Source organism: Caulobacter sp. ErkDOM-E, from assembly GCF_048541895.1.
In the GTDB taxonomy this organism is placed as follows: domain Bacteria; phylum Pseudomonadota; class Alphaproteobacteria; order Caulobacterales; family Caulobacteraceae; genus Caulobacter.
Genome location: NZ_CP183331.1, coordinates 1,645,157 through 1,670,166 on the forward strand (window position 1 = coordinate 1,645,157; position 25,010 = coordinate 1,670,166).

Here is a 25,010-nt window from a genome sequence, read left to right on the forward strand (position 1 = left end):
TGCGATCGAGGCCAGGTTTCCGAAAACGCCCCCGCGGGGACCTTTCCGGTGCGACACATGCGCCTTTCGCGTCAGGCTTCAATCATGGTTAACAAATTAAGTTCAGGTCTGGTGCCGTAACTTTCGAGTCGGAGCCAACGGCATGAGCGCTAACCCAAAGCTAGATGAGCGTATGTCGTTTATGCGCTTCGACGAGCGCGACCGCGCCGCGCTGCGCGCCCTCAAGCCGCTCATTGATTCCGAGATCTCTGATGCTCTGGGCAAGTTCTACGGCCAGGTGCGCGCCTTCCCGGAAACACGCAGCAAGTTTCGTGACGAGGGTCACATTGCGTCGGCCGAACGCGCTCAGGCCAGTCACTGGCGTCGCCTGATCACAGCCGACTATGGGGCCGACTATATTCGCGACGTCGAACGCATAGGCCGCGCCCACGTGGACGCGGGCATCGAGCCCCGCTGGTACATGGGCGGCTACGCTGTCGTCTCCGAAGAACTCGTGCGCGTCATTGTTGGCAAGCGGGCCAAGGGCCTGTTCGCCAGCGCCAAGTCTGACGCTGATCTGGCCGACAAGCTGGTGGCGCTGAACAAGGCCGTGTTCCTGGACATGGAACTGGCGGTCTCCAGCTATCTGACCGTGATCGAGGAAGAGCGGGCCGAACTTGAGGCCGAACGTGAGGTCGCCGCCCAGGAGCAAGCCCAGGCGGTAAAGGCCATCGGCGAGGCGCTCTCCCGCCTGGCGGCTGGCGATCTGTCGGCGCGGGTCGATGGCGCCCTGTCGCCCGAGTTTCAGTCGTTGAAGCGTGATTTCGATCAGGCCGCCATCGCCTTGGGCGAGGCCATGAAGGCCGTCGAGCGCGCGTCATCGGGCATCCGCTCGGGCGTTGACGATATCGCTCGCAGCGCCGACGATCTGGCCCAACGCACCGAGCAGCAGGCCGCGACCCTGGAGCAGACGGCCGCCGCCGTGGATCTTCTGACCTCCACCGTCGGCAAGACCGCCCAGAGCGCCCGTGAAGTCTCCGTTCGGGTTAGCGAGGCCAGCGCAGAGGCCGAGCGATCGGGCGCTGTGGTCACCCGCGCCGCCGAGGCCATGACCAAGATCGAAGGCTCGTCCAATCAGGTCTCGCAGATCCTGGGCGTCATCGACGAAATCGCCTTCCAGACCAATCTTCTGGCCCTCAACGCGGGCGTTGAAGCGGCCCGAGCCGGCGATGCCGGCCGAGGCTTTGCGGTCGTCGCCCAAGAGGTGCGGGCGCTGGCCCAGCGTTCGGCTGACGCCGCCAAGGAGATCAAGTCACTGATCGCCGAATCCAGCCGGCAGGTCGGCGAGGGCGTCGATCTGGTCGGCCAGACGGGCGCGGCTCTCCGCGGCATCGTCGAGAAGGTCGGCGGTATCGACAGCCTGATCAACCAGATCGCCGCGTCGGCCAACGAGCAGGCCTCGGCCCTCAGTCAGGTCAATACGGCGGTCAACCAGCTGGATCAGGTCACCCAGCGCAACGCGGCGATGGTCCATCAGTCCAGCCAGTCGACCCAGACCTTGCGCGTAGAGGCGGCCGACCTTGCCAATCGTGTCGGGGCCTTCCGCACGGGCGGCCAGACCCAGACCCAGGCAGAGCCGGCGCCGGATCAAAATCCGGTTCACGCGGCGCGCGCCCGGGTCGCCGCCTTTGCTCGCCCGGGCCGTTGAACCCGGCCCGATCCAGGCCTCGACGAGGTTTCGCTCTAGGGCGAGGGGGGCGGGGCGGTTGACGCCCGGTGAATGAGTTCGAAGGGCAACAGCTCGTCCAGGGGCTCGCCCTTCGAGGCTGAGCCCTTGATGACCCCGGAAATCAGGAGCCGGGTTGCCAGGGAGGCCATCTCGACCACAGGCTGGCGCACTGTGGTCAGCTGCGGCCGGCTAAAGCGGGCGCTGGGGCTGTCGTCGAAGCCCGCCACGGAGACATCACCGGGCGCCATCAGGCCAAGCTCGGCTGCGGCGGCCAGGCAACCCAGGGCCATGTCGTCGTTGCTGGCGAAGATCGCGGTCGGACGGTCGGGCAGACTGAGCAGCGCCTTGGCCTGATCAAGGCCCGACTGGAATGTGAAATCGCCCTGCCGAACCCAGCTGTCGGCGACCGGCAGGTCAAGCTGCTTCATGGCGTCCAGATAGCCGCCATGCCGAGCCTGGCTGGCGCCGTAGCGCGGCTCGCCGACGATGAAGCCGATGCGGCGATGGCCCAGGCTGGCCAGATGCTGGGTCATCTCCCGCGCGGCGGCGAAGTCGTCCATGTGCACGCGGGGTCCAACGCCGTCCCGGCGCTCGGGGCCAAGCCGCACATAGGGCGTGCCGGCCTTGTCGAGTAGTTCGAGGACGGTCTCGTTGTCGCAACTGGGCGGCGTCAGTATGACCCCGTCGGGCTTGAGCGCCGCCAGCAGCGCGGCGACCTCCTGCCTGACGCGTGGGGCATCGTGGTCGATCAGTTCGATCAGCAGGTGATAGCCGGCATCGCGACATTGCAGCGTCGCGCCCAGCTGAATACGGCTGAGATAATCGGCGCCGCGCTCGCTGCGCCAGTGGTCGATGGTCAAGGCGGCGTCCACGAACACCGCGATCACGAAGGACCGCGAACCGGCCAGGCTGCGCGCCGAGAGGTTCGGGCTGTAGTCCAGGGCGCTGGCCGCCTCAAGCACGCGATCGCGCATGGCGGGCCGCACATTGGGCTCTTTGTTCATGACCCGGGAAACGGTCTTGATGGAGACGCCAGCCCGTGCGGCGACGTCGTAGATCGTCACCGAGGCCATTGAACCGCCAAGTCCTGTCGAATGAGACTCAAACCCATCAGTGCAGCCTAGAGCATTTCTTGTGGCTCTAGCGACGCCTGCGGCGAGAAAAATTCACGCGGGTTCAAGGGCATCGGCCAATGACATGCGTGCGGCCTTGTGTCGGCCGACCCGGAAGGCCAGTCTGACCCGAGACGCGGCGCAGACCGTGCTAGGGGAGCGCCTATGTCGCCAAGCGACGAAGCCCGGCCGGCCACGCCGGTCAGGACCAGTTTCATTGCCGCCTATACCCTGGCCCAGATCGGCGCCTTCGTCAGCTTCATGCCTCTGTTGCAGGTGCTGTTGCCCCTGAAGGCCGAGGCGATCGATCCCGCGAACAAGGCCCTGCTGCTCAGCCAGGTGGCGTTCTATGGCGCCCTGGTCGCCAGCGTGGCCAACCTGTTGGCTGGCGCGATCAGCGACCGCACCACCTCGCGCTTTGGCCGACGTCGGCCCTGGATGGTGGTCGGCTCGCTGGGCGCGGCCGGAGCCTATCTGTTGATCATGGCCGCCAAGACGCCGATGGCCCTGATTGGCGGCATCATTCTTTTTCAGCTGATGTTCAACCTGATGTTCTCGGCGCTCGTGGCTGTGCTGCCAGACCGGGTGCCGGACACCCAGAAGGGACGCGTGGCTGCGTTTCTCAGTCTGGGCAATCCGATTGGCACCATGGCCGGCGCCGTGCTGATCGGCGGCCTGCTGGTGACCGAGTTTACCCGCTACGTCGCCATCGCCCTGGTGTTGCTGATCACCCTGGCCCCGTTCGTATTGAAGCTCGACGACAAGCCGCTGGCTCGCGACTCGCGTCCGCCGTTCCAGTTGGGTGCCTTCATCGCCGGCCTCTGGGTCAATCCCCGCAAGCACCCCGACTTCGCCTTCGCCTGGCTGGGTCGGTTCCTGGTGCTGGTCGCTCTGAGCCTGGTGCAGGGCTACATGCTGTACTTCCTGCAGGACGCCTTCGGCTATTCGCGGTTGTTCCCGGGCCACCGGGCCGAGGAGGGGCTGGCGATCCTGACGACGGTCTCGACGGCCTCCAACGTCACCTTCGCTCTGCTGGGCGGCATCCTGTCGGATCGTCTGAAGCGTCGAAAGCTGTTTGCCGCTGGAGCCGCCCTGACCATGGGTCTGGCGATGGTGGTCTTCTCGACGACGCCAAGTTGGCCCGTCATGCTGGGCGCCTATGTCCTGCTCGGCTGTGGGGCGGGCTGCTTCTACGCCGTCGACATCGCCCTGGTGACCCAGGTGCTGCCCTCGCAGCGCGACGCAGGCAAGGACCTGGGCGTCCTGAATCTCGCCAACACCCTGCCGCAAGCCCTGGCGCCGATGCTAGCCTTTGTATCGCTGGGGCCCAGCCACATGGACTTCCGGGCCTTCTTCCTGGTGGCCGCCGCGCTCGCCATGGCTGGCGGTCTGGCCATCCTGCCGATACGAGGCGTGCGGTAAGCCTCTCGGAAGCCCGCAGCCGTGCCGCAGTTCATCACCGTCACCGATCCGGACGATCCGCGCGTCGCGGCCTATCGCGACATCCGCGAGCGCGATCTGGTCGGCCGCCAAGGCCTGTTCATCGCCGAGGGCGAGACGGTGCTGCGCGCTTTCGTCCGCGACGCGCCCGAACGGGTAGTCTCGCTGCTGATCGATCCCAAGCGCCGCGACAAGCTGGACGAGGTGTTCGCGGGTTTGGCCCACGAGACGCCGGTCTATCTGGTCGAGCAGGCGGTGCTGGACGCCGTCGCCGGCTTCCATCTGCATCGCGGCGTCCTGGCGGTGGGCCGCAAGCCCGATCCGATGGCGGCCGATACGCTACTGGCGTCATTGCAGGGCAGGGCGGTGGTGCTGGTGCTGTGCGGCATCGCCAACCACGACAACATCGGCGGGATTTTTCGTAACGCGGCGGCCTTTGGCGTGGAGGGCGTGATCCTCGACAGCGACTGTTGTGATCCGCTTTACCGCAAGGCCATCCGGGTGTCGGTCGGCGCGACGCTCAGTGTGCCCACCGCCTGGCTGGCGCGCGACGAGGACCTCGCCGGGCTCCTGGAACGCCATGGTTTCGAGGTCCTGGCCTTGTCGCCGGCCGCCACCGAAACCCTGGCCCAACTGAGGCCGCCAGAGCGTTCGGCGGTGTTGCTTGGGGCCGAGGGGCCCGGGCTTTCGGCCGCCTTGATGGCCCGCGCCCGGCCGATCGGCATACCGATGGCGGGCGGCTTCGACTCCCTGAATGTCGCCACCACCAGCGGCGTCGTTCTGCATCACCTGCGGTTCGCCGAGCGCTAGGAAACCGGTTTCCTGAATCCGGGACGGGTCCTAAGGTTCGCGGCGAAACGTCAGTCAGTTCGCCGGAAGGTCTGGTCCATGCTCAATCGTCGCGGCGCGCTGGCCACCTTCGTCACGGGCCTGCTGGCCTCGGGCCTGGCGCGCGGGGCGAAAGCGGAGACCCTTCCCATGACCGACCCGACCGAGATTATCGAGCTTTGGCCGGCCGGCCCGCCCGGGGCCGCGAAGGTCACCGCCGTCGAAGCCGTCATCGAGCGCGGCGACCCCGATGGTCTGCGCGACCGCGCCCTGACTCACACCCGCAAGCCGACCCTGGTGGTGTTCCGGCCCAAGACTCCGAACGGCGCCGCAGTCGTGCTGATGCCCGGCGGCGGCTATGAGCGGGTGGTTCAGGACAAGGAAGGCTACGAGACCGCCCGCTGGCTCGCCGACCGGGGCTATACAGCCTTCGTCCTGTTCTATCGTCTGCCGGGCGACGGCTGGGCCGCGGGGCCCGATACGCCGTTGCAGGACGCCCAGCGGGGCCTGCGTCTGGTCAGGTCGCGCGCCGCCGCCATGGGCTTCAGCTCCGACCGTATTGCCATCATGGGCTTCTCGGCCGGGGGTCACATCGCGGCCAGCCTGACGACCCGGTTCGCCGCCAAGGTCTATGAGCGGATAGACGCCGCCGACGATCTTTCGGCCCGCCCCAATCTGTCGGCCCTGATCTATCCGGTGATCACCATGGACCCTGCCGCCATGCACGGCGGATCGCGCAAGCAACTGCTCGGCCCTAACCCGACGTCCGAGCAGGTCGTGCTGTATTCGCCCGAGAAACAGGTCAGCGCCGATCTGCCGCCGGTGTTCCTGCTGCATGCCGCGGACGACAAGTCGGTGCCGGTCGAGAATTCTCTGCTGATGTTCTCGGCCCTCAAGGCCAAGGCCATCCCGACCGAGATGCACGTCTTCGAGGAAGGCGGCCACGGCTTTGGCCTGCGCTTTGTAGCCGGCAAGCCGGTTTCGGCCTGGCCGGGTCTGTTCGAGACCTTCGCCAGGCGCCACGGGCTCTAGTCTGGATTCTGGCGCTTCCAGACGGCGTGTTCCGCTTCGATATGCTTTTGCCAGCGGACCCGAAGCTGGCCCGGCCGCTGGCCATGGCGATCATCGAGGAACTGGGCGTCGACAACGCGGTCGGTGCGGAAGGTGCGGAAGTCTTGCCGCAGCTCACACCAGCCGATCAGCATGCGGACAGTCTCGCGATAGCCTACGGTCACCGGCCAGATCACCCGCTGGCTGACCGCGCCCTGTTCATCGCGATAGTCCAGCCGGATCTTGCGGCCGGCGTGGATCCAGGCGCGGGCCTGGGCGATGTCCAGCCCGTCGGGCGCGGCGTTCCAGGCCGGCGCTGCGCCCGTTGCGGGCTCCAGCACATAGGGCCGCAATCGCTCGGGCACGGCGGCGGCGATCTTGCTGATCAGGTCGCGGGCCGCCTTGGCCAGCACCGGATCGCCCCGGCCGGCCACCCATTGGGCGCCGAGTACGGCGGCTTCGATCTCGTCGGGGGTCAGCATCAGCGGCGGCATGTCAAATCCGGCCTCCAGCACATAACCGACGCCCGCTTCGCCCCGGATCGGCGCGCGCTGCCCGACCAGGGCGGCGATGTCGCGATAGACGCTGCGCTTGGAAGTCTCGAGTTCGACAGCGATTGCGTCGGCGGTGACAGGCGAATGGCTGCGGCGCAGGATCTGGATGATCTGGAATAGGCGTTCGGCGCGTCTCATGAGGACACCATGGCAGAGCTATGCTGACAGCATGTTGGCAGTAGCAAGGGTGATCAACTGACGCGACCTTTTCGAAGCCTTGGCCGCCTAAAGGATGGCTTAAACCTTCCGCACCACGCAGCGAAAGCCGATGTGGCTGGTGGTGGTGTCGATAGGCTGCGGGTGACGCGCCGCCGGTCGATAGCGCCGGCAGTAGTTTTCCGCGCACAGGTGCGAGCCGCCCTTCAGCACCCGTCGCGGAATGACCGGACCCGGTTGGGCGGGGTCATGGCTGCCGCCGCTGGCCGGACCGCGCGGATTGCGGGGTGCGCAGCAGGGTCTGGTCGGGCTGCCCTCGTGGCGGTCGGCCCACCAGTCCGAGGTCCATTCCCAGACATTGCCGATCATATCGTAGAGGCCGTACCCGTTGGCCGGGAAGGTCCGCACCGGCGAGGTGCGCTCGAACCCGTCGGTCAGCAGGTTCTCGCTCGGAAAAGCGCCCTGCCAGTAGTTGGCCAGCATCGCCCCGCCGGGCGCCAGTTCCTCACCCCAGGCATAGGCGGCGGCTTCAAGGCCGCCCCGCGCGGCGAATTCCCACTCGGCCTCGGTCGGCAGGCTCTTGCCGGCCCAGGCGGCGTAGGCGGCGGCGTCGTCATGGCTGACATGGATTACCGGATGATCCTCGATCCCGGCGATGGAGCTGCCCTCGCCAAACGGCTGGTTCCAGCGGGCGTCGAGGATCAGCCGCCACCATTCCCCGCCGCCGGCGCGCGGATCGACCCGGTGGGCCGGCCGCACGAACACCGCCGAGGCCGGGTGGGCGAAGGCTGGGTCCATGCCGGGATAGAGCTTCGGATCGGGCGGAATCTGCGCCAGGGTCACATGGCCCGTCGCCGCGACGAACCGCGCGAACTGGGCGTTGGTGACCGGGGTCTCATCGATCCAGAAGGGATCGACGGCCACGGGGTGGGCCGGGGCCTCTTCTGGATAGTGTTCGTCCGAACCCATCTGGAAGACGCCGCCGGGCAGGGCGATCATGCCGTCAAAGGAAGCCTGGCTCATTGTCGCTGTTGTAGGTCGCGGCGGGGGATCTTGTCACGCCCCGTGCCAGTAGTGCGGGGGGCTACCGGCAGACCTGGTCCAGCGCCGCCAGGTCCAGTGACAGCGGCGGAGCGGGCAGGCCCCTGGCCGCCATGGCGTTTTCCAATGTGACGGGGGCCGCCGCCGCCGGCGCGGCGGCCAGATCCGCCGCATAGAACGGATGCGCCTGCGCCGCTTCCAGCGAGACGAAGGTCACGCCCAGGGACTGGTAGAACGCCAGCAGGCGGGGGGCCATGCGGGCGTCGAACGCGCCCAGGTGCATCAGCAGCACATAGGGGATGTCCTGGCCGTGCAGCGTTGCTGACAGGGCGCGGGAATGGGCCAGGCTCAACTCGGCGGCCTTCAGGTAGCGGGTCTCGAGATCGGCGATGGCCTTCTGATCGCCCCCGGCTACGCAGCGGGCATAGGGCTCGTTCCAGGCGTAGTCGCCAAAGCTCATGGTCACGCTGGCGATGTGATAGCCGCGCGCCTTCAGCAACTCGCGAACGGCGGCGCGCTTTTCGGGCGTGTCGCCCTCGCTGAGGAAGGGGAAGCGGAACCAGCGCCAGTCCGAGCCTGCGGCCAGGCCCTGCAGCAGGGGCTCGTTGCGGGTCAGTTCGGCTTCGAAGGTCGCGACGTCGATCCGGGCCAGGTTCAGATGCGCCCAGCCGTGGTTGCCCAGCGGGTGGCCGGCGTCGCGCCAGATCTTCAGGACGTCGGTCGAGTCCGGCTCGCGCTCAGTCTGGACGCCGTTGATGAAGCCATAAACCGGGGCGGCCTTGGCGTCCTTCAGGGCCGCGAGGAAGGTCTTCGCGATCCCCACGCGGGTCTCGCCGTTTGGCAGGGCGCTGTGAGCCGGCAGGTCATCGACCGTGATCGCCATCCTGATGTCGGAGGCCTGGGCTGTGATGGGCGCGGCGACCAGGCAGGCGGCGAGAAGCGCGCGCAGGGTCATCGGGCGAACAGCTCCAGGGGAATGGACTGGGCCATGAAGCGATAGCCGTCCATCGAAGGGTGCAAGCCGTCGCCCGAATCATGGGCCGGAGCCAGCCGCGTCGGATTGGCCGGGTCGCGCATGATCGCGTCCATGTCGACGACGGCGTCGAAGTTGCCGGGCGCGCGGATCCAGGCGTTGATGGCCGCGCGGTCCTGCTCGTTCAGGGCGTCGGGATGGTAATAGCTTGATCCGCCATAGGGCATGATGGTCGCGCCGATGATCGTGATCCCTCGGGCGCGGGCCTTGTGGACCATCTGGGCGTAGGCGGTGGTGACCTCGGCGACCAGCGCTGCATGCCGGTCGGCGCTGACCGGCTGGTCGCGGGTCAGGACACCCAGGTCGTTGACGCCCTCCAGCACCAGCACATGGGTCACGCCGCTCTGCATCAGCACGTCGCGATCGAAGCGGGCGGCGGCGTTGGGCCCCAGCCCGTCCAGCAGGACGCGATTGCCGCCGATGCCAAGGTTCAGCACGCCCAGCTTGCGGGTCTTCGAATTGGCCTGCAGCCTTGCCGCGAAGGCGTCCGGCCAGCGCTGGTTGGTATTGGGTTTGACGCCATAGCCGTCGGTGATCGAGTCGCCGATCAGGGCGATCGCGCCGGCGCCCTTGCCGGCCTCGACCTCGACGCCCGACAGCTGGAACCAGTGGTCGGTCTTCTGGGCGCCCGGCAGTTCGGCGGCCGAGACCTTGTCACCCTTGACGACATAGGAGGTCGCCCGCGAGCCGGGGTGGGTGGTCTGCACCGCCGGGGCCCTGTCGATGTGGATCGTGATGGCGAGGTCCGACAGAGGCGGGGCCTTGAAGGCGACGGGGTCGGAAAGATACTCGGCGCCGGGCGGCACGACGACCTCTGCTCTGCCGGCGAAGGTGACGGGGCGGTCGGTGGCGGGGTCGATGGCCGGGGCGTCGTTGGTCAGCGGACGGGCCACCCGGGCGGCGGTGACTCGCAGGGGTGTCGTGCCGAAAGCATTGGAGATCCGAACGCGCAGGCGGTCGCCGCCGGTCGTCAGCCGCACGATCTGGCGCAAGGTCGCGTCGTTCAGCGCCTCGGCGGGCAGGGCGTTGTGCTCTTCCGGAACCTGCTGGGCGCTGGCCCAGCTTCCGACCCAGCGGCTTTCCGCGTGGGCGGAGACGCCCAGCGTCAGGACCAGGGCGACGGCCAGGCCGAGGGTGCGGCGGGTGATCTGGATCATGCTTGCTCCGGCACGGCCTGGGCGGGCCGATAGCCGCATTCGTGATAGGCGAAGGCGGCCGCGCCGGTGACGGCGCGGCCCAGACCTCAGCCCAGGGTGCGCTTGTACAGCGCCAGCAGTTCGGCCCAGGCCTTTTCGGCCGCAGGCTCGTCATAGACCTGGCTGCCTTTCACGGTCCAACCGTGGGCCGCGCCGGCATAGACCTCGATCTTGTTCGGCCGCTTGGCCGCGTCGAGAGCGACCTTCAGCTTTTCCTTGTCGGCCGGATCCTTCTTGTCGTCGTTGTCGGCGACGCAGATCAGGTATTCGGCCTTGCTGACCGGCAGGGTCAGGTGCGGACTGGTCGGGGCCTCGGTGACCAGACCGCCGCCGTGGAAGCTCGCCACGGCCGCCACGCGCGACGGCGAGACGCCCGCCGTGCGGAAGGCCAGCGGGCCGCCCATGCAATAGCCCTGCACGCCGACCTTCTTCTTTTTGTTGGTCTGGGGCAGGGCGTCGAGGAAGGCGATATAGGCTGTCGCGTCCCGGTCAGTGCCCTCCGGGGTCACGGTGGCCCGCATCGGCATGATCTTGGCGCGGTCCTCGGGACTGGCGAAGTTGAAGCCGCTCTCGACCACCGGGGCCTTCTTGACCCGATAATAGAGGTTGGGAACCAGCACCACATAGCCCGAGGACGCCAGCCGGCGCCCCATCTCGCGGAAGGCCGGCCGCAGGCTGACCACGTCGGGCCAGACCACGACAGCGGGCCACGAGCCCTTGCCCTCGGGATAGTACAGAGCGGCGTCCGCCAGGCCGTCCGGCGTCTTGATCTCGACGTCCTTCTCCACGACCGGCCCGCCCGCATGGGCCGCGCCGCCGAGCCCGGCGGCCAGTACGGTCATCAGACCGAAGGCGCGGCGGGACACGGTGGGATCGTGGATCAGGCCGGGGTGGATGTCGTCGTCACACATGGCCGATCCTCGCAGTGCGATTTGAAACAGGCCGGGACTTTCGCCGCGAATGCGCGGCGAGGGAAGCCCATTGCGACGCGCTGTCGATGTTCGCGTCCAAGCGTTGCGGCCATAGGTTATCCACAGGTGTTGTGGATAACCTATGGCCGGTTAGCGGCTCTGGGCAGGGATGGCTGCCTAAAGCTGCGCCATATTGTCCCGATCCCTGGAATTACCGCGTCCCGCCCTTGATTGTTTGGTCGGTAGCGCTACCTGACAAGGTGTGAGGCGCGAGCGCCTCTGCCCTTCCTGGGCGTTTCCTCCCTAATGACTGGCCCGGCCTGCGAAGGTCGGGCCTTCTTTTTGGCCGGAACGCTGGAGGCGAGGCGCGCGCGAGCGAGGCGGCGTCCGCGAAGCATCTGAATCAAAAATGAAGGGGGAGTGGTGGTCGCGACAGGGATTGAACCTGTGACATCCTGCGTGTGAAGCAGGCGCTCTCCCGCTGAGCTACGCGACCTAACCGTTTCGGGCGGTTCAGAAGAACCGTTCTCGCCGGGCCGGAAGACCGATCCGCGAGAGGGACGGGCCTATAGCCCGGTGTTTGGCCGGGGGCAAGAGGCCAGAAGGCCGATACAGGCCTGGGGCACATCTAAAAAGCTGTGGATGACCAGATCGCCGCCCAGGGTCTCCACGGGCTCTTCAGTATAGCCGAAGCTGACCAGCAGGGCCGGGACGTTGGCCCGGACAGCGGCGAGGGCGTCGTTGATGCTGTCGCCGACCATCACCGCCCGGCGCGGATCGCCGCCTACGGCCTGGATCGCGGTCAACACGTGGATCGGGTCGGGCTTGGCGGCGGGCGAAAGGTCCGCGCCGATCACGGCGTCGAAGGCTGTGGATAACTCAAGGGCGTCCAGAAGGGCGACCGACAGATTGGTCAGCTTGTTGGTGCAGACCACCAGCCTCGCCCCCGCGCCGCGCAGATCGGCCAGAACCTCGACCACGCCGGGGAAGGGCGCGCTCTCGTGGGCGATGCGATCGAGATAGACCGCGATGAACCGCTCCACCAGTTTTGGGCCGGTCAGGGCTTCCAGCGGATGGCCGGCGGCGGCGAAGCCGCGCTCCAGCAGGGCGCGGGCGCCACGTCCGACCATCAGCCGCACGTCGTCAAAGGGCAGCGGCGGCAGGCCCTCTTCGACAAGGATCATGTTCAGCGCGCCGACCAGGTCGGGCGCGGTGTCGACGAGGGTTCCGTCGAGGTCGAAGGCGATGGTGGCGCCTTTGAGGGCTTGAAGGTCATGCATTGATCTGGCCTTTCGGCTAAACGGCCGGCTAATGCAACTTTGGTTCGTCCCCTAGAGAGTCGCCAGGACCATGACCAGCTCCGCTTCGAACCGCCCCCGGGCCGCCGTGATCCTTGCCGCCGGCCAGGGGACGCGGATGAAGTCGCCGACCCCCAAGGTGCTGCACAGGATCGCCGGCCGGGCTCTGCTGGATCACGCCATCGATGCCGCCGAGGCGCTGGGCTGCGCGCGGATCGTCGTGGTGGTGGGCGCCCACAGCCCCGCCGTTGGTCTCCACGCCCGCAAGCGTCTGGGCGAGGCGGCCGTGGTGATCCAGGATCCGCCGATGGGCACCGGCCATGCTGTTCTGGCCGCCAAGGCCGCCCTGGCCGATTTCGACGGTGACGTGGTGGTGACCTTCGCCGACTGCCCGCTGCTGAGCGCGGCGGTCATAGAGCCTTTGTTCGATCTGCGCGCTTCCGGCGCCGATGTGGCGGTGCTGGGCTTCGAGGCCGCCGATCCGGGCGCCTACGGCCGATTGATCCTGGCCCCCGGCCATGTGCTGCTGCGCATCGTCGAAGCCAAGGACGCTGATGATAGCGTCAAGCAGGTCAAGCATTGCAACTCCGGCGTTCTGGCCGCCGACAGGGCCCTGCTGTTCGACATTCTGGGCCAGGTCGGCAACGACAACGCCAACGGCGAATACTACCTCACCGACGTGGTCGGCATCGCCCACGGGCGCGAGCTTTCGACACGCGCCAGCTTCGCGGCCGAGGCCTCTGTGCAGGGCGTCAATTCCCAAGCCGAACTGGCTGCGGCCGAAGCCGTCTGGCAAAAGCGCCGCCGCAACGCCCTGATGGTCGAGGGAGTCACCCTGCCGGCCCCGGAGACGGTGCACCTGGCCTGGGACACGAAGATCGCCGCCGGTGTGACAGTGGAGCAGTTCGTGGTCTTCGGACCCGGCGTCAGCGTTGCCAGCGGTGCAGTGATCAAGGCCTTCAGCCATCTGGAAGGCGCGACCGTGGGCGAGGGGGCCCTGATCGGTCCCTATGCCCGCCTGCGCCCGGGGGCAGAGATCGGGGCCGATGCGCACATCGGCAACTTCGTCGAGGTCAAGAAGGTCAAGGTCGGAGCCGGCGCCAAGGCCAACCACCTCAGCTATCTGGGCGACGGCTCGGTGGGCGAGAAGGCCAATATCGGGGCCGGCACGATCTTCTGTAACTATGATGGCTTCGACAAGTTCGAGACCCATGTCGGGGCGGGGGCCTTCATCGGCTCCAACAGCGCCCTGGTCGCGCCGGTGCGGATCGGTGACGGGGCGATGACCGGTTCAGGCTCGGTGATCACCAAGGATGTGCCGGAAGGCGCTCTGGCGCTGTCGCGCAGCGAGCAGAAAAACAAGAGCGGCTGGGCCGAGGCGTTCCGGGCGCTGAAACTGGCCAAGAAGGCCAAGGCCGCCAAGAGGGACAAGACATGAGCGCCGACGATCAAAAGCGTCTGTCTGGCGAAGCCGCCGCCGAGCTGGTCGAGGATGGCATGGTGGTGGGCCTGGGCACCGGCTCCACCGCCGCCTGGTTCGTCAAGGCGCTGGCGGCCCGCAAGCTGGATATCCGGGGCGTACCGACCTCGGACGCCACCGCCAATCTGGCTCGGGAACTGGGCATCGCCCTGGCCGCGCTGGACGACGTCAAGGCGCTGGACCTGACGGTCGATGGCGCCGACGAGATCGGACCGGGCCTCAGCTTGATCAAGGGCGGCGGCGCGGCGCTGCTGCGTGAAAAGCTGGTCTGGGAAGCCTCCAAGCGCTGCGTGGTCATTGCTGACGCGGCCAAGCACGTGAAGCGGCTGGGCAAGTTCCCGTTGCCGATCGAGGTGGTGCGGTTTGGCCATGTGCATACCGGCCAGCGCCTCGCCGACATCGCCGCCGAGTTCGAACTGCCGCCGCCGCGCCTGCGGATGGCCGATCGCGGCGTGGTGGTCACCGACGGCGGCAACCTGATCTACGACATGGCTTCGGGCAAGATCGAGGAACCGGCGGCCCTGGCCGCAGCGCTGAAGGCCGTGACAGGCGTCGTGGATCATGGCCTGTTCCTGGATCTGGCCGACGAGGCGCTGCTGGGCACCGACGATGGCGTGGTGCGCCTGACGCCGTGAGTTCCTAGATAGAGCGCCGCTGTTCCTTAGCCTGACTGGAGCCTTCGATGGCTGACTATGACTTCGACCTGTTCGTCATCGGCGCCGGCTCCGGGGGGGTGCGGGCCGCGCGTCTGGCTTCGCTGTCGGGAGCCAAGGTGGCTGTGGCGGAAGAGTATCGGGTAGGCGGCACCTGCGTGATCCGGGGCTGCGTGCCCAAGAAGTTCATGGTCTATGCCAGTGAGGTCTCCGCGCAGCTGAAGACCGCCGAGGGCTTTGGCTGGACCATCGGCGAGCGGTCGTTCGACTGGAAGCGATTCCTGCACGACAAGGACGTTGAGATCGCCCGCCTGTCGGGGATCTATGTCACCAACCTGCAGAAAGCCGGCGCGCATCTGCTGCATGGCAAGGCCCGGGTGATCGACCCCCACACCGTCGAGGTTCTGCCCAAGGAAGGCAGTCAGGACGCTGGCCGCTATACCGCCCGCAAGATCCTGATCGCCACCGGCGGCCGCCCCGTGAGGCCGGATTTCCCAGGCGCCGAGCTGGGCATCACCTCTGACGAGGCCTTCCACCTGCCCACTCTCCCCAAGCGGGTGCTGGTGGTGGGCGGCGGCTATATCGCGGTCGAGTTCGCCGGCATCTTCAACGGTCTGGGCGTGGAGACGACGCTGCTCTATCGCGGCGCCAACATCCTGCGCGGTTTTGACGACGACGTCCGTTCGCACCTGGCCGACGAGCTGGAAAAGCGCGGTATCAAGGTGGTGCTGGGCTGCTCGCACAAGAGCCTTGAGCAGACAGAGGCCGGCCTGGTCAGCACGCTCAGCAACGACCTGACGTTCGAGACCGATGCGGTGATGTTCGCCACCGGCCGCGAGCCCTATGTCGAGGGGCTGGGCCTGGACAAGGTCGGCGTCAAGCTGAACGAGCGCGGCGCGATCGCCGTGGACAAGCATTCGAAAACCAGTGTCGACGGCATCTGGGCCGTCGGCGACGTCACCGACCGGATCAATCTGACGCCCGTGGCGATCCGCGAGGGGGCGGCCTTCGCCCAGACTGAGTTCTACGACAATCCGACCAGCTTTGATCACGACCTGGTGGCCTCGGCCGTGTTCTCGCAGCCGCCGGTCGGGGTGGTCGGCATGACTGAGGCCGAGGCCCGGCACGAGTTTGGCAAGGTGGATATCTATCGCTCGGTCTTCCGGCCGATGAAGGCGACCTTCTACGGCGCTCAGGACCGGTGCCTGATCAAGCTGGTGGTCAAGCAGGACGACGAAAAGGTGGTTGGCGTCCACGTGGTGGGGCCCGACTCGCCCGAGATCATCCAGATGGCCGCCATCGCCGTGAAGATGGGCGTCACCAAAAAGCAGTGGGACTCGACCTGCGCCGTCCACCCGACCCTGGCCGAGGAACTGGTGACGATGAAGGAAAAGTACGCGCCGGCCGATGTGGGCGCCGGATGAGGTCTGTCGCCGGCGCGCAACGTTCCACGAAATGGCTAGGGGCTGTCGCGGTGTTCACCATCGCGCTGGTTCCGTTCGTGGGCTATCTCGCGCCGCTGGGCTTTGCGCCGCTTCTGGCCCTGTGCGGGTTGCTGTCGACGCCGGGACTGGCGCAGTCGCGGCCGGCGTCGCCTCCGGCCATGGCGTTGTTCGTCCTGGTGGTCTGGGCCCTGATCAGCCTGTCCTGGAGCCCCGGCGCGCCGAACCCGGCCGACCTGAAGGACAGTGGGGACATGGAGTCCTTCACCGGACTCAAGCTGCTGTTCCAGTTGGCGCTGTACGGTTCGGCGATCGCCGCCATGCGCGGTCTGTCTGACCGGTCCGCCCGCAGCGCCGCCACGGTGCTGGCGGTGAGCGCCCTGTTTCTGGCCCTTCTGGTCGCCCTGGACGGGGTGAGCGGGGCGGCCTTCTATCAATGGCTGAGATCCGCGACCAACGATCCGATCCGACCCGATCTTGCGGTCGTGAAGGTGTCGATCGCCACCTACGCCCTGGCGCTGCTGTTCTGGCCCACGGCCCGGATCATGAGCGGGCGGGGCTGGACGCCCGCCGCTTTCGTGCTGCTGGGCGCGGTGATCATCGGCGCCCTCGCGCTGAGCGCCGACGCCAGCTGGGCCGCCCTGGCATTTGGCTTCGTGGCCTTTGGGGCGGTTCGGCTGTTTGGCAAGGTGGCTGCGCGCCTGCTGGTCGCCGCCGTCGCCGCGCCCTTCGTGCTGGGTCCGATCATGTTGCTGTGGGGCGTACATTCGGGACTGATCGCCTGGCTGCATCGCCACGTGCCGCGCTCCTGGGACGCCCGCCTGGATATCTGGGCCTTCACCGCCGACCATGTGCAGGCCCACGCCATTCGCGGCTGGGGCCTGGACGCCAGCCGCACCTTTGGCCCGGCGATCCCGCTGCACACCCACAACGCCGCCATGCAGCTCTGGCTGGAGCTTGGCGCCGTGGGCGCGGCCTTGGGCGGCATCTTCTTCAGCTGGGTCGCTTACAGGATTGTGGCCCTGACCGGCGAGTCCCAGGAGGATGGCGCCATAGCGGCTGGCGCTCTGGTCACCTATCTGACCATCGGCGCTCTGAGCTTTGGGGTCTGGCAGGAATGGTGGCTGGCCCTGGGCGCTCTGACCATCATTGCCTGCGATATCTCGCGCAAGGATTGAAGTCGCCACGCCGTCCGCTAGGATGAACTTTCCTCACTCTCGTCAAAAAGCGGCGATCGGCCGCATGATTTTGCCTTTTCCCTGCGGCTACGGTAAAAGCCGCTCCCTTTGAAGTTATAGAGCCTGTCATGACCTCGCGTTGGACCCCCGCCACCTGGAGAGCAAAACCCGCCAAGCACATCCCGTCCGACTATCCGGATGCGGGCGCTGTGGACCGGGTCGAGCAAACACTTCGCCAGATGCCGCCGCTGGTGTTTGCGGGCGAGGCGCGTCGGCTGAAGACCCTGCTGGGTGACGTGGCCGAAGGCCGCGCCTTCCTTTTGCAGGGCGGCGACTGCGCCGAGAGCTTCAAGGAATTCCACGCCGACAACATCCGCGACACCTTCCGGCTGATCCTGCAGATGGCGGTGGTGCTGACCTTCGCCGGCGGCAAGCCTGTGGTGAAGGTGGGCCGCATCGCCGGCCAGTTCGGCAAGCCGCGCTCGGAGCCGATCGAGACCATAGATGGCGTGACCTTGCCGTCCTACCGGGGCGACAACATCAACGGCATGGACTTCACGGCCGAGGAGCGCATCCCCGATCCAGATCGTCTGCTGAAGGCCTATGGTCAGTCGGCCTCGACCCTGAACCTGCTGCGCGCCTTCGCCAATGGCGGCTATGCCGACCTGCACAACATCCACCGCTGGACCTTGGGCTTCGTGGGCGACAGCCCGCAGGGCGCGCGATACCGCGAGCTGTCGGAAAAGATCAGCGAAAGCCTGGCCTTCATGGCCGCCATCGGCGTGACGCCGCAAAGCCATCCGGGCCTGCATCAGGTGGAGTTCTTCACCAGCCACGAAGCCCTGCTGCTGGGCTTCGAGGAAGCCATGACCCGCGTCGATAGCACCTCGGGCGACTGGTACGACACCAGCGCTCACCTGCTGTGGATCGGCGAGCGCACCCGTCAGCTGGACGGCGCGCACATCGAGTTCATGCGCGGCGTCAAGAACCCGATCGGCCTCAAGTGCGGTCCCACCATGGAAGGTGACGACCTGCTGCGCCTGATCGACGTGCTCAACCCGCACAACGAGCCGGGCCGCCTGACCCTGTATGGCCGCTTTGGCTCCGACAAGATCGCCGACCGCCTGCCGCGCCTGATGAAGGCGACCAAGGCGGCCGGCCGTTCGGTGGTCTGGGCCACCGACCCGATGCACGGCAACACGCTGAAGGCCTCGACCGGCTACAAGACCCGGCCGTTCGACCGCATCCTGTCGGAAGTCAAATCGTTCGTGGAGATCGCCCATGCCGAAGGCGTGCACCCCGGCGGCGTCCACCTGGAAATGACCGGCCAGAACGTCACCGAGTGCCTGGGCGGGGCGCGGGCGGTGGGCGAAGGCGATCTCGCCGACCGCTACCACACCCACTGCGATCCGCGTCTGAACGGCGAACAGGCCCTGGAACTGGCGTTCCTGGTGGCCGAGAAGCTGAAGTCGGATCGCGATGATCAGCGCAAACTGGCCACTGGCTGACGCGCCGGTCGTCATTGCTGGCGCCCCTTCAAGCGCGGGTATAGCCTCCGCCCCTCATGGAGGAGGCGGGGTGAAATGATGGGTTCAACCATCTCTCGCAGGGGTCTTGCGGGGTTGATGGCGACGCTCGTCGCCGCGCCGGCCCTTGCTCGGGATCCGAACGCTCCGCAGGTCGCCCGTGAAGAGCCGCTGAAGTATCTGGACGCGGCCCGTCGCCTGACGGTGCAGGTCATGCTGAACGGCCAGGGGCCGTTTCACATGATGATCGACACCGGAGCCAACAGCTCGATGATTTCCATCGAGACCGCAGACAGGCTGGGACTGGCGCGGGGCGAGCCGGTGAACGTGCACGGCATCGCCGGCGTGCACGCTGTCGACACCGTGGTGATCGACACCCTGCAGATGGGCCACCGCGTCCGGCGCCAGATGAAGGTGTCGATCGTCGCCGAACGCTATCTCGGCGCGGCCGGCCTGCTGGGCCTGGACTGGCTGGGCGCCGACAACCTGATGCTGAACTATGGTCAGCGACGCATGGCTGTTGGCGAGCGCTTGCCGCGGGCCGACGACCAGACGGTGGTGGTCAAGACCCGTACGCGCAGCGGTCTGACCCTGATCGACGTTTCCATGCCCGGTCAGACAATGGTCGCCCTGCTGGACAGCGGATCCATGGCGACGATCGGCAATCTGGCGCTGTTCCGGGCGGCGCAGAAGCGCAAGGCGATCATTGGTGAAACCTTTGATATCCAGCTGCGCGGCGCCACCGGCCAGACCCTGCCCGGGCGACTGGTGGTGCTCAACCGGCTGACCCTGGGCAAGATGACCCTGGTGAACGTGCCCGTGGTCATGGCCGCGGTTCATACCTTTGACTACTGGGGACTGACCCGTGAGCCGGCGATCCTGATCGGCTCCGATATCCTGCAGAAGTTCGAAACCGTGGCCCTGGATTTCAAGCGCCGCGAGGTGCGCTTCAAGATCGCCGGTCCCGGCTGAGGCCCGTCTGACGGAAACGCGCGCGGCGTGCGACGGCGCAGCTTGACCCGCCGCGCGGCGCTCTCCAATGGTTGTTTGAATGGAGGGTGCTTATGCGTTTGCAGGCTAGGTTGAAGCGCGAGTGGGTGTTCCTGAAGGGGCTGATGCGCACGCTCAAGCGCGTGAAATCCATCGCTCCCGACAGCGCCAACCTGATCTGCGATGATCTCGAAGCGGCGGTCGACCGTTGGTCTGGCAGCCCCGCGATCACCTTTGAAGGCAAGACGATCACCTATGCCGAGCTGGATGCCATCGCCAACCGTTACGCCCACTGGGCCAAGGGGCAGAGCATCACCCGCGGTCAGACGGTGGCGCTGTTCATGCCCAACCGCCTGGAATATCTGGCCATCTGGTACGGGCTGTCCAAGGTGGGCGTCGCCACCGCGCTGATCAACAACCAGCTGACCGGCCCGGCCCTGGCCCACTGCCTGAACATCTCCCAGGCCTTGCATTGCATCGTCGATCCCGAGACCTCGCCCTGTTTCGAACAGGTCAAGGATGGTCTTGGCCGTCACGTCCAGCAATGGGTGCTGGGCAAGGCTCATGGCGACCAGCGCGATCTGGTCAACGCCCTGAAGAGCTGCAGTCAGCTGCGTCCCGATCGCGAGACAGCCCGGGGCGGGCTGACCGCCAAGGACACCGCACTCTACATCTTCACGAGCGGCACCACCGGGCTGCCAAAAGCCGCGCGCATCACCCACATGCGGACGCAACTCTATATGCGCGGCTTCGCCGGTTCGACCGACGCCCGTCACACCGACCGCATCTATGTGACCCTGCCGCTCTATCACGCCACCGGCGGCCTCTGCGCCATGGGGGCGGGGCTGTTGAATGGCGGGTCGATCGTGCTTCGCAAGAAGTTCTCGGCCACGCACTTCTGGAGCGATATCCGCACCGAGAACTGTACGATGTTCGTCTATATCGGCGAGCTGTGCCGCTATCTGGCCAACCAGCCGGCCAGCGACGAGGACCGCAACCACAAGATCCGCCAGATCTTCGGCAACGGCCTGCGGCCCGACGTCTGGGACGACATGATGGATCGCTTCAAGGTCGGCGGCGTACTGGAATTCTATGGCGCCACCGAGGGCAATGTCTCGTTCTTCAACTTCGACGGGCGGCGCGGGGCCATCGGCCGTATCCCCGGCTATCTGAGGAAGAAGTTCAACACCCGCATCGTGCAGTTCGATGTGGAAACAGAGATGCCGATCCGGGGCGCCGACGGTTGCTGCATCGAGGTGGCGCCGGGCGAGGTTGGCGAATGTATTGGCCAGATCGCCAATGACGCCCGATCCAACTTTACCGGCTATGCCGACAAGGCTGCGACCGAGAAGAAGGTTCTGCACGACGTCTTCGCCAAGGGCGATGCCTGGTTCCGGACCGGCGACCTGATGCGCACCGACGGCGACGACTACATCTATTTCGTCGACCGGATCGGCGACACCTTCCGCTGGAAGGGCGAGAACGTCGCCACCAGCGAGGTCTCCGAGCGCCTGGCCGGGGTGCCCGGGGTGCTGGAGGTCAATGTCTATGGCGTCAAGATCGGCGATCTCGACGGCAAGGCCGGCATGGCCTCGCTGGTGGTGGGACCCGAGTTCGATATCACGACCCTGGCCGAACATGTCGATCGGGAACTGCCGGCCTATGCCCGGCCTATCTTCGTGCGCCTGCAGCGCGAGATCGAGACCACCGGCACCTTCAAGTATCGCAAGATCGATCTCGTCACCGACGGTTTCGACCCGGCCATGACCAAGGACCCGCTCTATTTCCGTGATCCGGCCAAGGGCTATGTGAAGATCACCAAGGCGGTCTGCGCCAAGGTCGTTGCCGGCGGATACAAGCTCTAAGAAGAACTTTACATTTCAAAGTGAGTTCGCTATTCCTCGCCTCATTGAGCGCTGGGGAGATGCGTTGTGACTGAAGAGATGAAGGCCATCCGCGACGACATCGCGTTCATGCGCGCCCTGGCCGAAGAGGGGCGTCAGGCTCCTTTGCTGGGCGGCTCGATGCTGGTTGCGGCGGGCGCGATCTTTGGTACGGCCAGCCTGATCCAGTGGGCGATCCTGTCGAAGGTGTTGCAGGCTCCATCCGTGATGCTGATGGTGGTCTGGGTCGCCGCCGTTCTCCTTCACCTGGTGATGGTGGCCGTGCTCAGGCGCGGGGTCGGCGCCAAGCCCGGGGCGGGCTCATCTGGCAATCGCGCCATGCGCAACGCCTGGATGGGCGTGGGCTGGGGCTGTTTCGTGATCTTCACCGCCCTGGCCGTGGCCAGCTGGAAAACCCGGGACCTCAACCTGATCAACTTCTCACCGTCCATCGTGCTGGCGCTCTATGGCGGCGCATGGTCGGTGGCGGCGGCGATGTCTCGGATAGTCTGGCTAAGGGTCGTGGCGGTCGCCTCTTTCGCGAGCGCCATCGGGATGGCGCTGCTGATGGGCAGTAGCTGGGCCTGGCTGGGTTACGCCGCCGCCCTGTATCTGCTGGCTATGGTCCCGGGCCTGATCCTGATGCGACAAGAACCTTCGGACATCGTCTAGGTCGCCATGGACGATTTCGAGATCGAACACATCGACGAGGTCATTCACGGGCGCGTGCGTCTGGGGATCATGGCCTATCTGTCGGGCGCCGAGGTCGCGGAGTTCAACGCGCTGAAGGCCAAGCTATCGGTCACCGACGGCAACCTGTCGGTCCACCTGCGCAAGCTGGAAGACGCGGGCTACGTGGCCATCGACAAGAGCTTCGTCGGCCGCAAACCTCTTACGCGCGTCAGCCTGACCGAGATCGGCCGCGCGGCCTTTGGCCTTTATCTCGACGCCATCGGCAAGCTGGTCGATGGGCGCTGAAATCGCCTCGTCCAAACCCGCGTTTCTCGCGTATCTGTAACAAGACGCAGGGGCGGAGCGAGACGTGGTGAGTGGTTCTATGACGCGACGCGTCGGCTTGACGGCCCTGGCGGGATCCCTGGCGAGCGCGTGCTCGCCGCTTTCGATGTTCGCGACCCTGACGCCCAAGGACGCCGCTCGCACGCCCTTGCGGGGCGCGGCCTACGGGAAAGGCGCGCGTCAGACTCTGGACGTCTATGCGCCGCCCACGGCGACGGGCGCAGAGCCGGTGGCGGTGTTCTTCTATGGCGGTTCGTGGGATTCTGGTCGGCGCGCCGACTATGCCTGGGCGGGCAGGGCGGTGGCTGCGCGCGGTTTCCTGACGCTGGTGCCAGACTATCGTCTCTATCCCGAAGTCGTCTTTCCAGACTTCCTCGACGACTGCGCGGCGGCGGTGCGCTGGGCGGTCGACAACGCCAGAGCCCTGGGTGGGGATCCTGACCGGGTCGTCCTGATCGGTCACTCGGCCGGCGCCTACAATGCCGCCATGCTGGCCCTGGACCCTCGCTATCTGAAGGCGGCGGGCGTCGAACCCGGGGCTGTACGGGCTTTCGCTGGACTGTCGGGACCCTATGATTTCCTGCCCCTGGATGGGCCGATCACGCGGCGCACCTTCGGTCAGGCCCCGGATCTGCCGGCCACCCAGCCGGGACAGTTCGCGAGCGCCCGCTCGCCGGCCGCTTTCCTCGCCTCCGGAGACGCCGACACCACGGTCTATCCGCGCAACACCCGCAAGCTGGCCGCCGCCCTGCGCCAGGTGGGCGGCAAGGTCGAGGAGCGACACTATCCGGGGCTGGACCACGCCGACACGGTGCTGGCCCTGTCGCGCCCGTTCCGCGCCAAGACCAACCTTCTGGGCGAGATGACGGCCTTCCTGAAGGCCGCTGCGATCTAGCTGCAGACCCCGCCGTTCAGCTTGCGCTGATAGGCCTCGGCCAGGCTGAGATACGGCGGGATGAAGGTCTGGACCGCCACCGGCTTGCCGTCGGTCGTCACCCCGGCCAGGCCCGCCCGCATCTCGAAATGCAGGTGGATGGTAGTGGGCGTGCCGCCAAAGTCGTTGGACACCTTGCCCAGCTTCTGGCCGGCCGTGACCTTGGCTCCCTCGGCCACCGCCAGGGTCGACATCTGCATGTGCAGGTAACGGTAGGTGTAGTGCGGCGCGGCCTTGCCCACGAGCGTCACGGTATAGGTCCCGATGTCGGTGATCGTGCCGGCCTCGGTGGCGACCGCCCAGTGTTCGTTCTTCTTGCAGGTGGCCGGGCGGATGTCCTGGCCCTGGTGACCGGTTCCCGAGGCGCAAAGGGGGCTGGTCCGCGAGCGCGCCTCGCAGAAATTGTCACGCCAGGGCAGGGTGTAGTTCAGGCTGTCGCACTGGCTGGGCTTGCCGGGCGGTCCCATGCCGCCGCCGGGGCCATAGACCTGGGAGTTGGCGAATCCGGCTTCCTGCAGGGGCCAGCACATGGCCGGCGCCCAGACGGTGCGATCCAGATAGCCCGAGCCCTGTCCGCTGGGCAGCTGGCCGGCGGGGCCGTGGTCGAAGGTGGCCGGCGAGGGGGCGGGCGGCTCTGCCGGCTGCACCGGATCGCCGGGGCTGGGCGGCAGGGGCTCGGAGGCTTCCTGCTCGGCGCCGCCATCGACGGGCTCGTCATCGGCCTTGGGCGGGCCGGGGTCGGCCGACGGCGGCTTGGGCGGCGCGTCGGGCGCGGGCGTCTTGGGATCGCAGGCGGTCAGGGCCTGGGCGGCCAGAACCGCCAGGGCCAGGGGCGCGGTCAGCTTGCTCATCGGCTCAGCCCCCCAGGCCGGCTTCGGCGCGGGCGGCGGCGCCCAGCACCACGGTCGTGGTCTTGCCGACCAGACCCAGCACATAGTTGTCGTCAGCGCAGCGCAGATCGCCCGCCTTCTCGCAGCGGATCTCGACGGTGTAGAGCACGCCATAACGGATGAAGCTGGCCAGCTGGCCATCGACCGTGCGCTGCACGGTCAGGCCTTCGGGACCAACGGGATCGATCTTCAGGGGCTTTGAAGCGGGCAGGGGAATGATGGCGGTCGTGCCGCTCAGCGAGATGCCGGCCCCGGGGGCGTCGGCTGTGATCGTGTAATAGTCGCCGAAGCTGTAGATACGCGCCCCGGCCGTCAGCTTGGCGTCATTGGGCAGCAGGATCGGCACGCGGGTGGCGTCCACCTCGCCCTTGTCCAGATTGGCGCCCAGGGTGTCGGACGCGCCGCCGCTCTGGCGCAGGCCGCCCACGGCGCCCTGCCAGTCGACCCGGCCGCCTCTGCGGGGTGGAACGGTCGTCGCCGGAGGGACCCGGGTCACAACGGGCGGGCGGGTGGCGCCGATCGGCGCGCCGGTCGCCGGATCCACCCGTGTCTGCGCTGTGACGCGCGAGGCGATGGTCGCGCCCACGCCCACGGTCGCGACGACTATGGCCGCCGCGACGATCAGTTGTCCGTTACGCATGGTCCCCACCGCATAACCCCGTTCTTTCAACCCTAGCGCGGATCGAAGGT

Annotated in this window: 23 protein-coding genes and 1 tRNA gene; 14 read left to right on the top strand and 10 right to left on the bottom strand. The window is 67.0% G+C overall.

Annotation, left to right across the window (positions count from 1 at the left end; all coding sequences use genetic code 11):
• Positions 1–142 precede the first annotated feature (142 nt).
• Positions 143–1,687 carry a methyl-accepting chemotaxis protein gene (locus ACN2C7_RS08060; RefSeq protein ID WP_419320963.1) on the top strand — a complete coding sequence of 515 codons (1,545 nt, stop codon included), beginning with the start codon at positions 143–145 and terminating at the stop codon, positions 1,685–1,687.
• A gap of 35 nt (positions 1,688–1,722) precedes the next feature.
• Here the strand turns inward: ACN2C7_RS08060 and ACN2C7_RS08065 are convergent, their stop codons facing one another.
• Positions 1,723–2,781 (bottom strand): LacI family DNA-binding transcriptional regulator, encoded by a 1,059-nt coding sequence (locus ACN2C7_RS08065; RefSeq protein WP_419320965.1) that lies wholly within the window; start codon positions 2,779–2,781, stop codon positions 1,723–1,725.
• Positions 2,782–2,985: 204 nt separating this feature from the next.
• Between ACN2C7_RS08065 and ACN2C7_RS08070 the strand changes: the two genes are divergently transcribed.
• From ACN2C7_RS08070 to ACN2C7_RS08080, 3 genes are all read left to right on the top strand, one after another.
• Positions 2,986–4,242: an MFS transporter gene (locus ACN2C7_RS08070; protein WP_419320967.1), complete on the top strand. Its 1,257-nt coding sequence runs from the start codon at positions 2,986–2,988 to the stop codon at positions 4,240–4,242.
• Positions 4,243–4,263: 21 nt separating this feature from the next.
• A complete protein-coding gene (locus tag ACN2C7_RS08075; protein ID WP_419320969.1) occupies positions 4,264–5,070 on the top strand; it encodes a TrmH family RNA methyltransferase in 807 nt (268 codons plus the stop codon).
• Between the two features lie 78 nt (positions 5,071–5,148).
• Positions 5,149–6,120 (top strand): alpha/beta hydrolase, encoded by a 972-nt coding sequence (locus tag ACN2C7_RS08080; RefSeq protein ID WP_419320971.1) that lies wholly within the window; start codon positions 5,149–5,151, stop codon positions 6,118–6,120.
• Here the strand turns inward: ACN2C7_RS08080 and ACN2C7_RS08085 are convergent.
• The 7 genes from ACN2C7_RS08085 to ACN2C7_RS08115 form a co-directional block, all read right to left on the bottom strand.
• Entirely contained in the window at positions 6,117–6,830 is a 714-nt protein-coding gene (locus tag ACN2C7_RS08085; RefSeq protein WP_419320973.1) for a helix-turn-helix transcriptional regulator, read from the bottom strand. The genes ACN2C7_RS08080 and ACN2C7_RS08085 overlap by 4 nt on opposite strands.
• A 99-nt stretch (positions 6,831–6,929) precedes the next feature.
• Positions 6,930–7,871: a formylglycine-generating enzyme family protein gene (locus ACN2C7_RS08090; RefSeq protein WP_419320975.1), complete on the bottom strand. Its 942-nt coding sequence runs from the start codon at positions 7,869–7,871 to the stop codon at positions 6,930–6,932.
• 61 nt (positions 7,872–7,932) lie between these two features.
• Entirely contained in the window at positions 7,933–8,844 is a 912-nt protein-coding gene (locus tag ACN2C7_RS08095; protein ID WP_419320977.1) for a polysaccharide deacetylase family protein, read from the bottom strand.
• Positions 8,841–10,079, bottom strand: a complete 1,239-nt coding sequence (locus ACN2C7_RS08100) for an SGNH/GDSL hydrolase family protein (protein ID WP_419320979.1) — start codon at positions 10,077–10,079, stop codon at positions 8,841–8,843. Before ACN2C7_RS08100 ends, ACN2C7_RS08095 begins: the two co-directional genes overlap by 4 nt.
• A gap of 86 nt (positions 10,080–10,165) precedes the next feature.
• The gene (locus ACN2C7_RS08105) at positions 10,166–11,029 is read right to left on the bottom strand and encodes a dienelactone hydrolase family protein (RefSeq protein WP_419320981.1); all 864 of its coding nucleotides are present in this window, start codon (positions 11,027–11,029) and stop codon (positions 10,166–10,168) included.
• Positions 11,030–11,450: 421 nt separating this feature from the next.
• Positions 11,451–11,525 (bottom strand) — tRNA-Val (locus tag ACN2C7_RS08110).
• A 70-nt stretch (positions 11,526–11,595) separates the two neighbouring features.
• A complete protein-coding gene (locus ACN2C7_RS08115) occupies positions 11,596–12,309 on the bottom strand; it encodes an HAD-IA family hydrolase (protein ID WP_419320983.1) in 714 nt (237 codons plus the stop codon).
• A gap of 70 nt (positions 12,310–12,379) precedes the next feature.
• Here ACN2C7_RS08115 and glmU point away from each other — a divergent pair, with 70 nt between their 5' ends.
• From glmU to ACN2C7_RS08165, 10 genes are all read left to right on the top strand, one after another.
• Complete coding sequence (gene glmU, locus ACN2C7_RS08120) at positions 12,380–13,765, top strand: bifunctional UDP-N-acetylglucosamine diphosphorylase/glucosamine-1-phosphate N-acetyltransferase GlmU (protein WP_419320985.1); 1,386 nt, start codon at positions 12,380–12,382, stop codon at positions 13,763–13,765.
• Positions 13,762–14,442, top strand: coding sequence for a ribose-5-phosphate isomerase RpiA (gene rpiA, locus ACN2C7_RS08125; protein WP_419320987.1), 681 nt, complete (start codon positions 13,762–13,764; stop codon positions 14,440–14,442). Before glmU ends, rpiA begins: the two co-directional genes overlap by 4 nt.
• A 47-nt stretch (positions 14,443–14,489) precedes the next feature.
• Positions 14,490–15,884, top strand: a complete 1,395-nt coding sequence (gene gor, locus ACN2C7_RS08130; RefSeq protein WP_419320989.1) for a glutathione-disulfide reductase — start codon at positions 14,490–14,492, stop codon at positions 15,882–15,884.
• 50 nt (positions 15,885–15,934) lie between these two features.
• Positions 15,935–17,080, top strand: coding sequence for an O-antigen ligase family protein (locus tag ACN2C7_RS08135; protein ID WP_419320991.1), 1,146 nt, complete (start codon positions 15,935–15,937; stop codon positions 17,078–17,080).
• A 128-nt stretch (positions 17,081–17,208) separates the two neighbouring features.
• The gene (locus tag ACN2C7_RS08140; RefSeq protein WP_419320993.1) at positions 17,209–18,588 is read left to right on the top strand and encodes a class II 3-deoxy-7-phosphoheptulonate synthase; all 1,380 of its coding nucleotides are present in this window, start codon (positions 17,209–17,211) and stop codon (positions 18,586–18,588) included.
• Between the two features lie 117 nt (positions 18,589–18,705).
• Complete coding sequence (locus ACN2C7_RS08145) at positions 18,706–19,578, top strand: aspartyl protease family protein (RefSeq protein ID WP_419320995.1); 873 nt, start codon at positions 18,706–18,708, stop codon at positions 19,576–19,578.
• A gap of 92 nt (positions 19,579–19,670) precedes the next feature.
• Positions 19,671–21,461, top strand: coding sequence for a long-chain-acyl-CoA synthetase (locus tag ACN2C7_RS08150; protein WP_419320997.1), 1,791 nt, complete (start codon positions 19,671–19,673; stop codon positions 21,459–21,461).
• A 66-nt stretch (positions 21,462–21,527) separates the two neighbouring features.
• Positions 21,528–22,151 (top strand): hypothetical protein, encoded by a 624-nt coding sequence (locus tag ACN2C7_RS08155; protein WP_419320999.1) that lies wholly within the window; start codon positions 21,528–21,530, stop codon positions 22,149–22,151.
• Between the two features lie 6 nt (positions 22,152–22,157).
• On the top strand, positions 22,158–22,457 hold the full coding sequence (locus ACN2C7_RS08160; RefSeq protein WP_419321001.1) for a winged helix-turn-helix domain-containing protein: 300 nt from the start codon (positions 22,158–22,160) through the stop codon (positions 22,455–22,457).
• A 79-nt stretch (positions 22,458–22,536) separates the two neighbouring features.
• Positions 22,537–23,391, top strand: a complete 855-nt coding sequence (locus ACN2C7_RS08165; protein WP_419321003.1) for an alpha/beta hydrolase — start codon at positions 22,537–22,539, stop codon at positions 23,389–23,391.
• Here ACN2C7_RS08165 and ACN2C7_RS08170 read toward each other — a convergent pair.
• Both ACN2C7_RS08170 and ACN2C7_RS08175 read right to left on the bottom strand, forming a co-directional pair.
• Positions 23,388–24,281, bottom strand: coding sequence for a M23 family metallopeptidase (locus ACN2C7_RS08170; RefSeq protein WP_419321005.1), 894 nt, complete (start codon positions 24,279–24,281; stop codon positions 23,388–23,390). The two genes, ACN2C7_RS08165 and ACN2C7_RS08170, sit on opposite strands and share 4 nt — an antisense overlap.
• Positions 24,282–24,285: 4 nt before the next feature.
• Entirely contained in the window at positions 24,286–24,960 is a 675-nt protein-coding gene (locus ACN2C7_RS08175; protein WP_419321007.1) for a hypothetical protein, read from the bottom strand.
• Between the last annotated feature and the right edge of the window lie 50 nt (positions 24,961–25,010).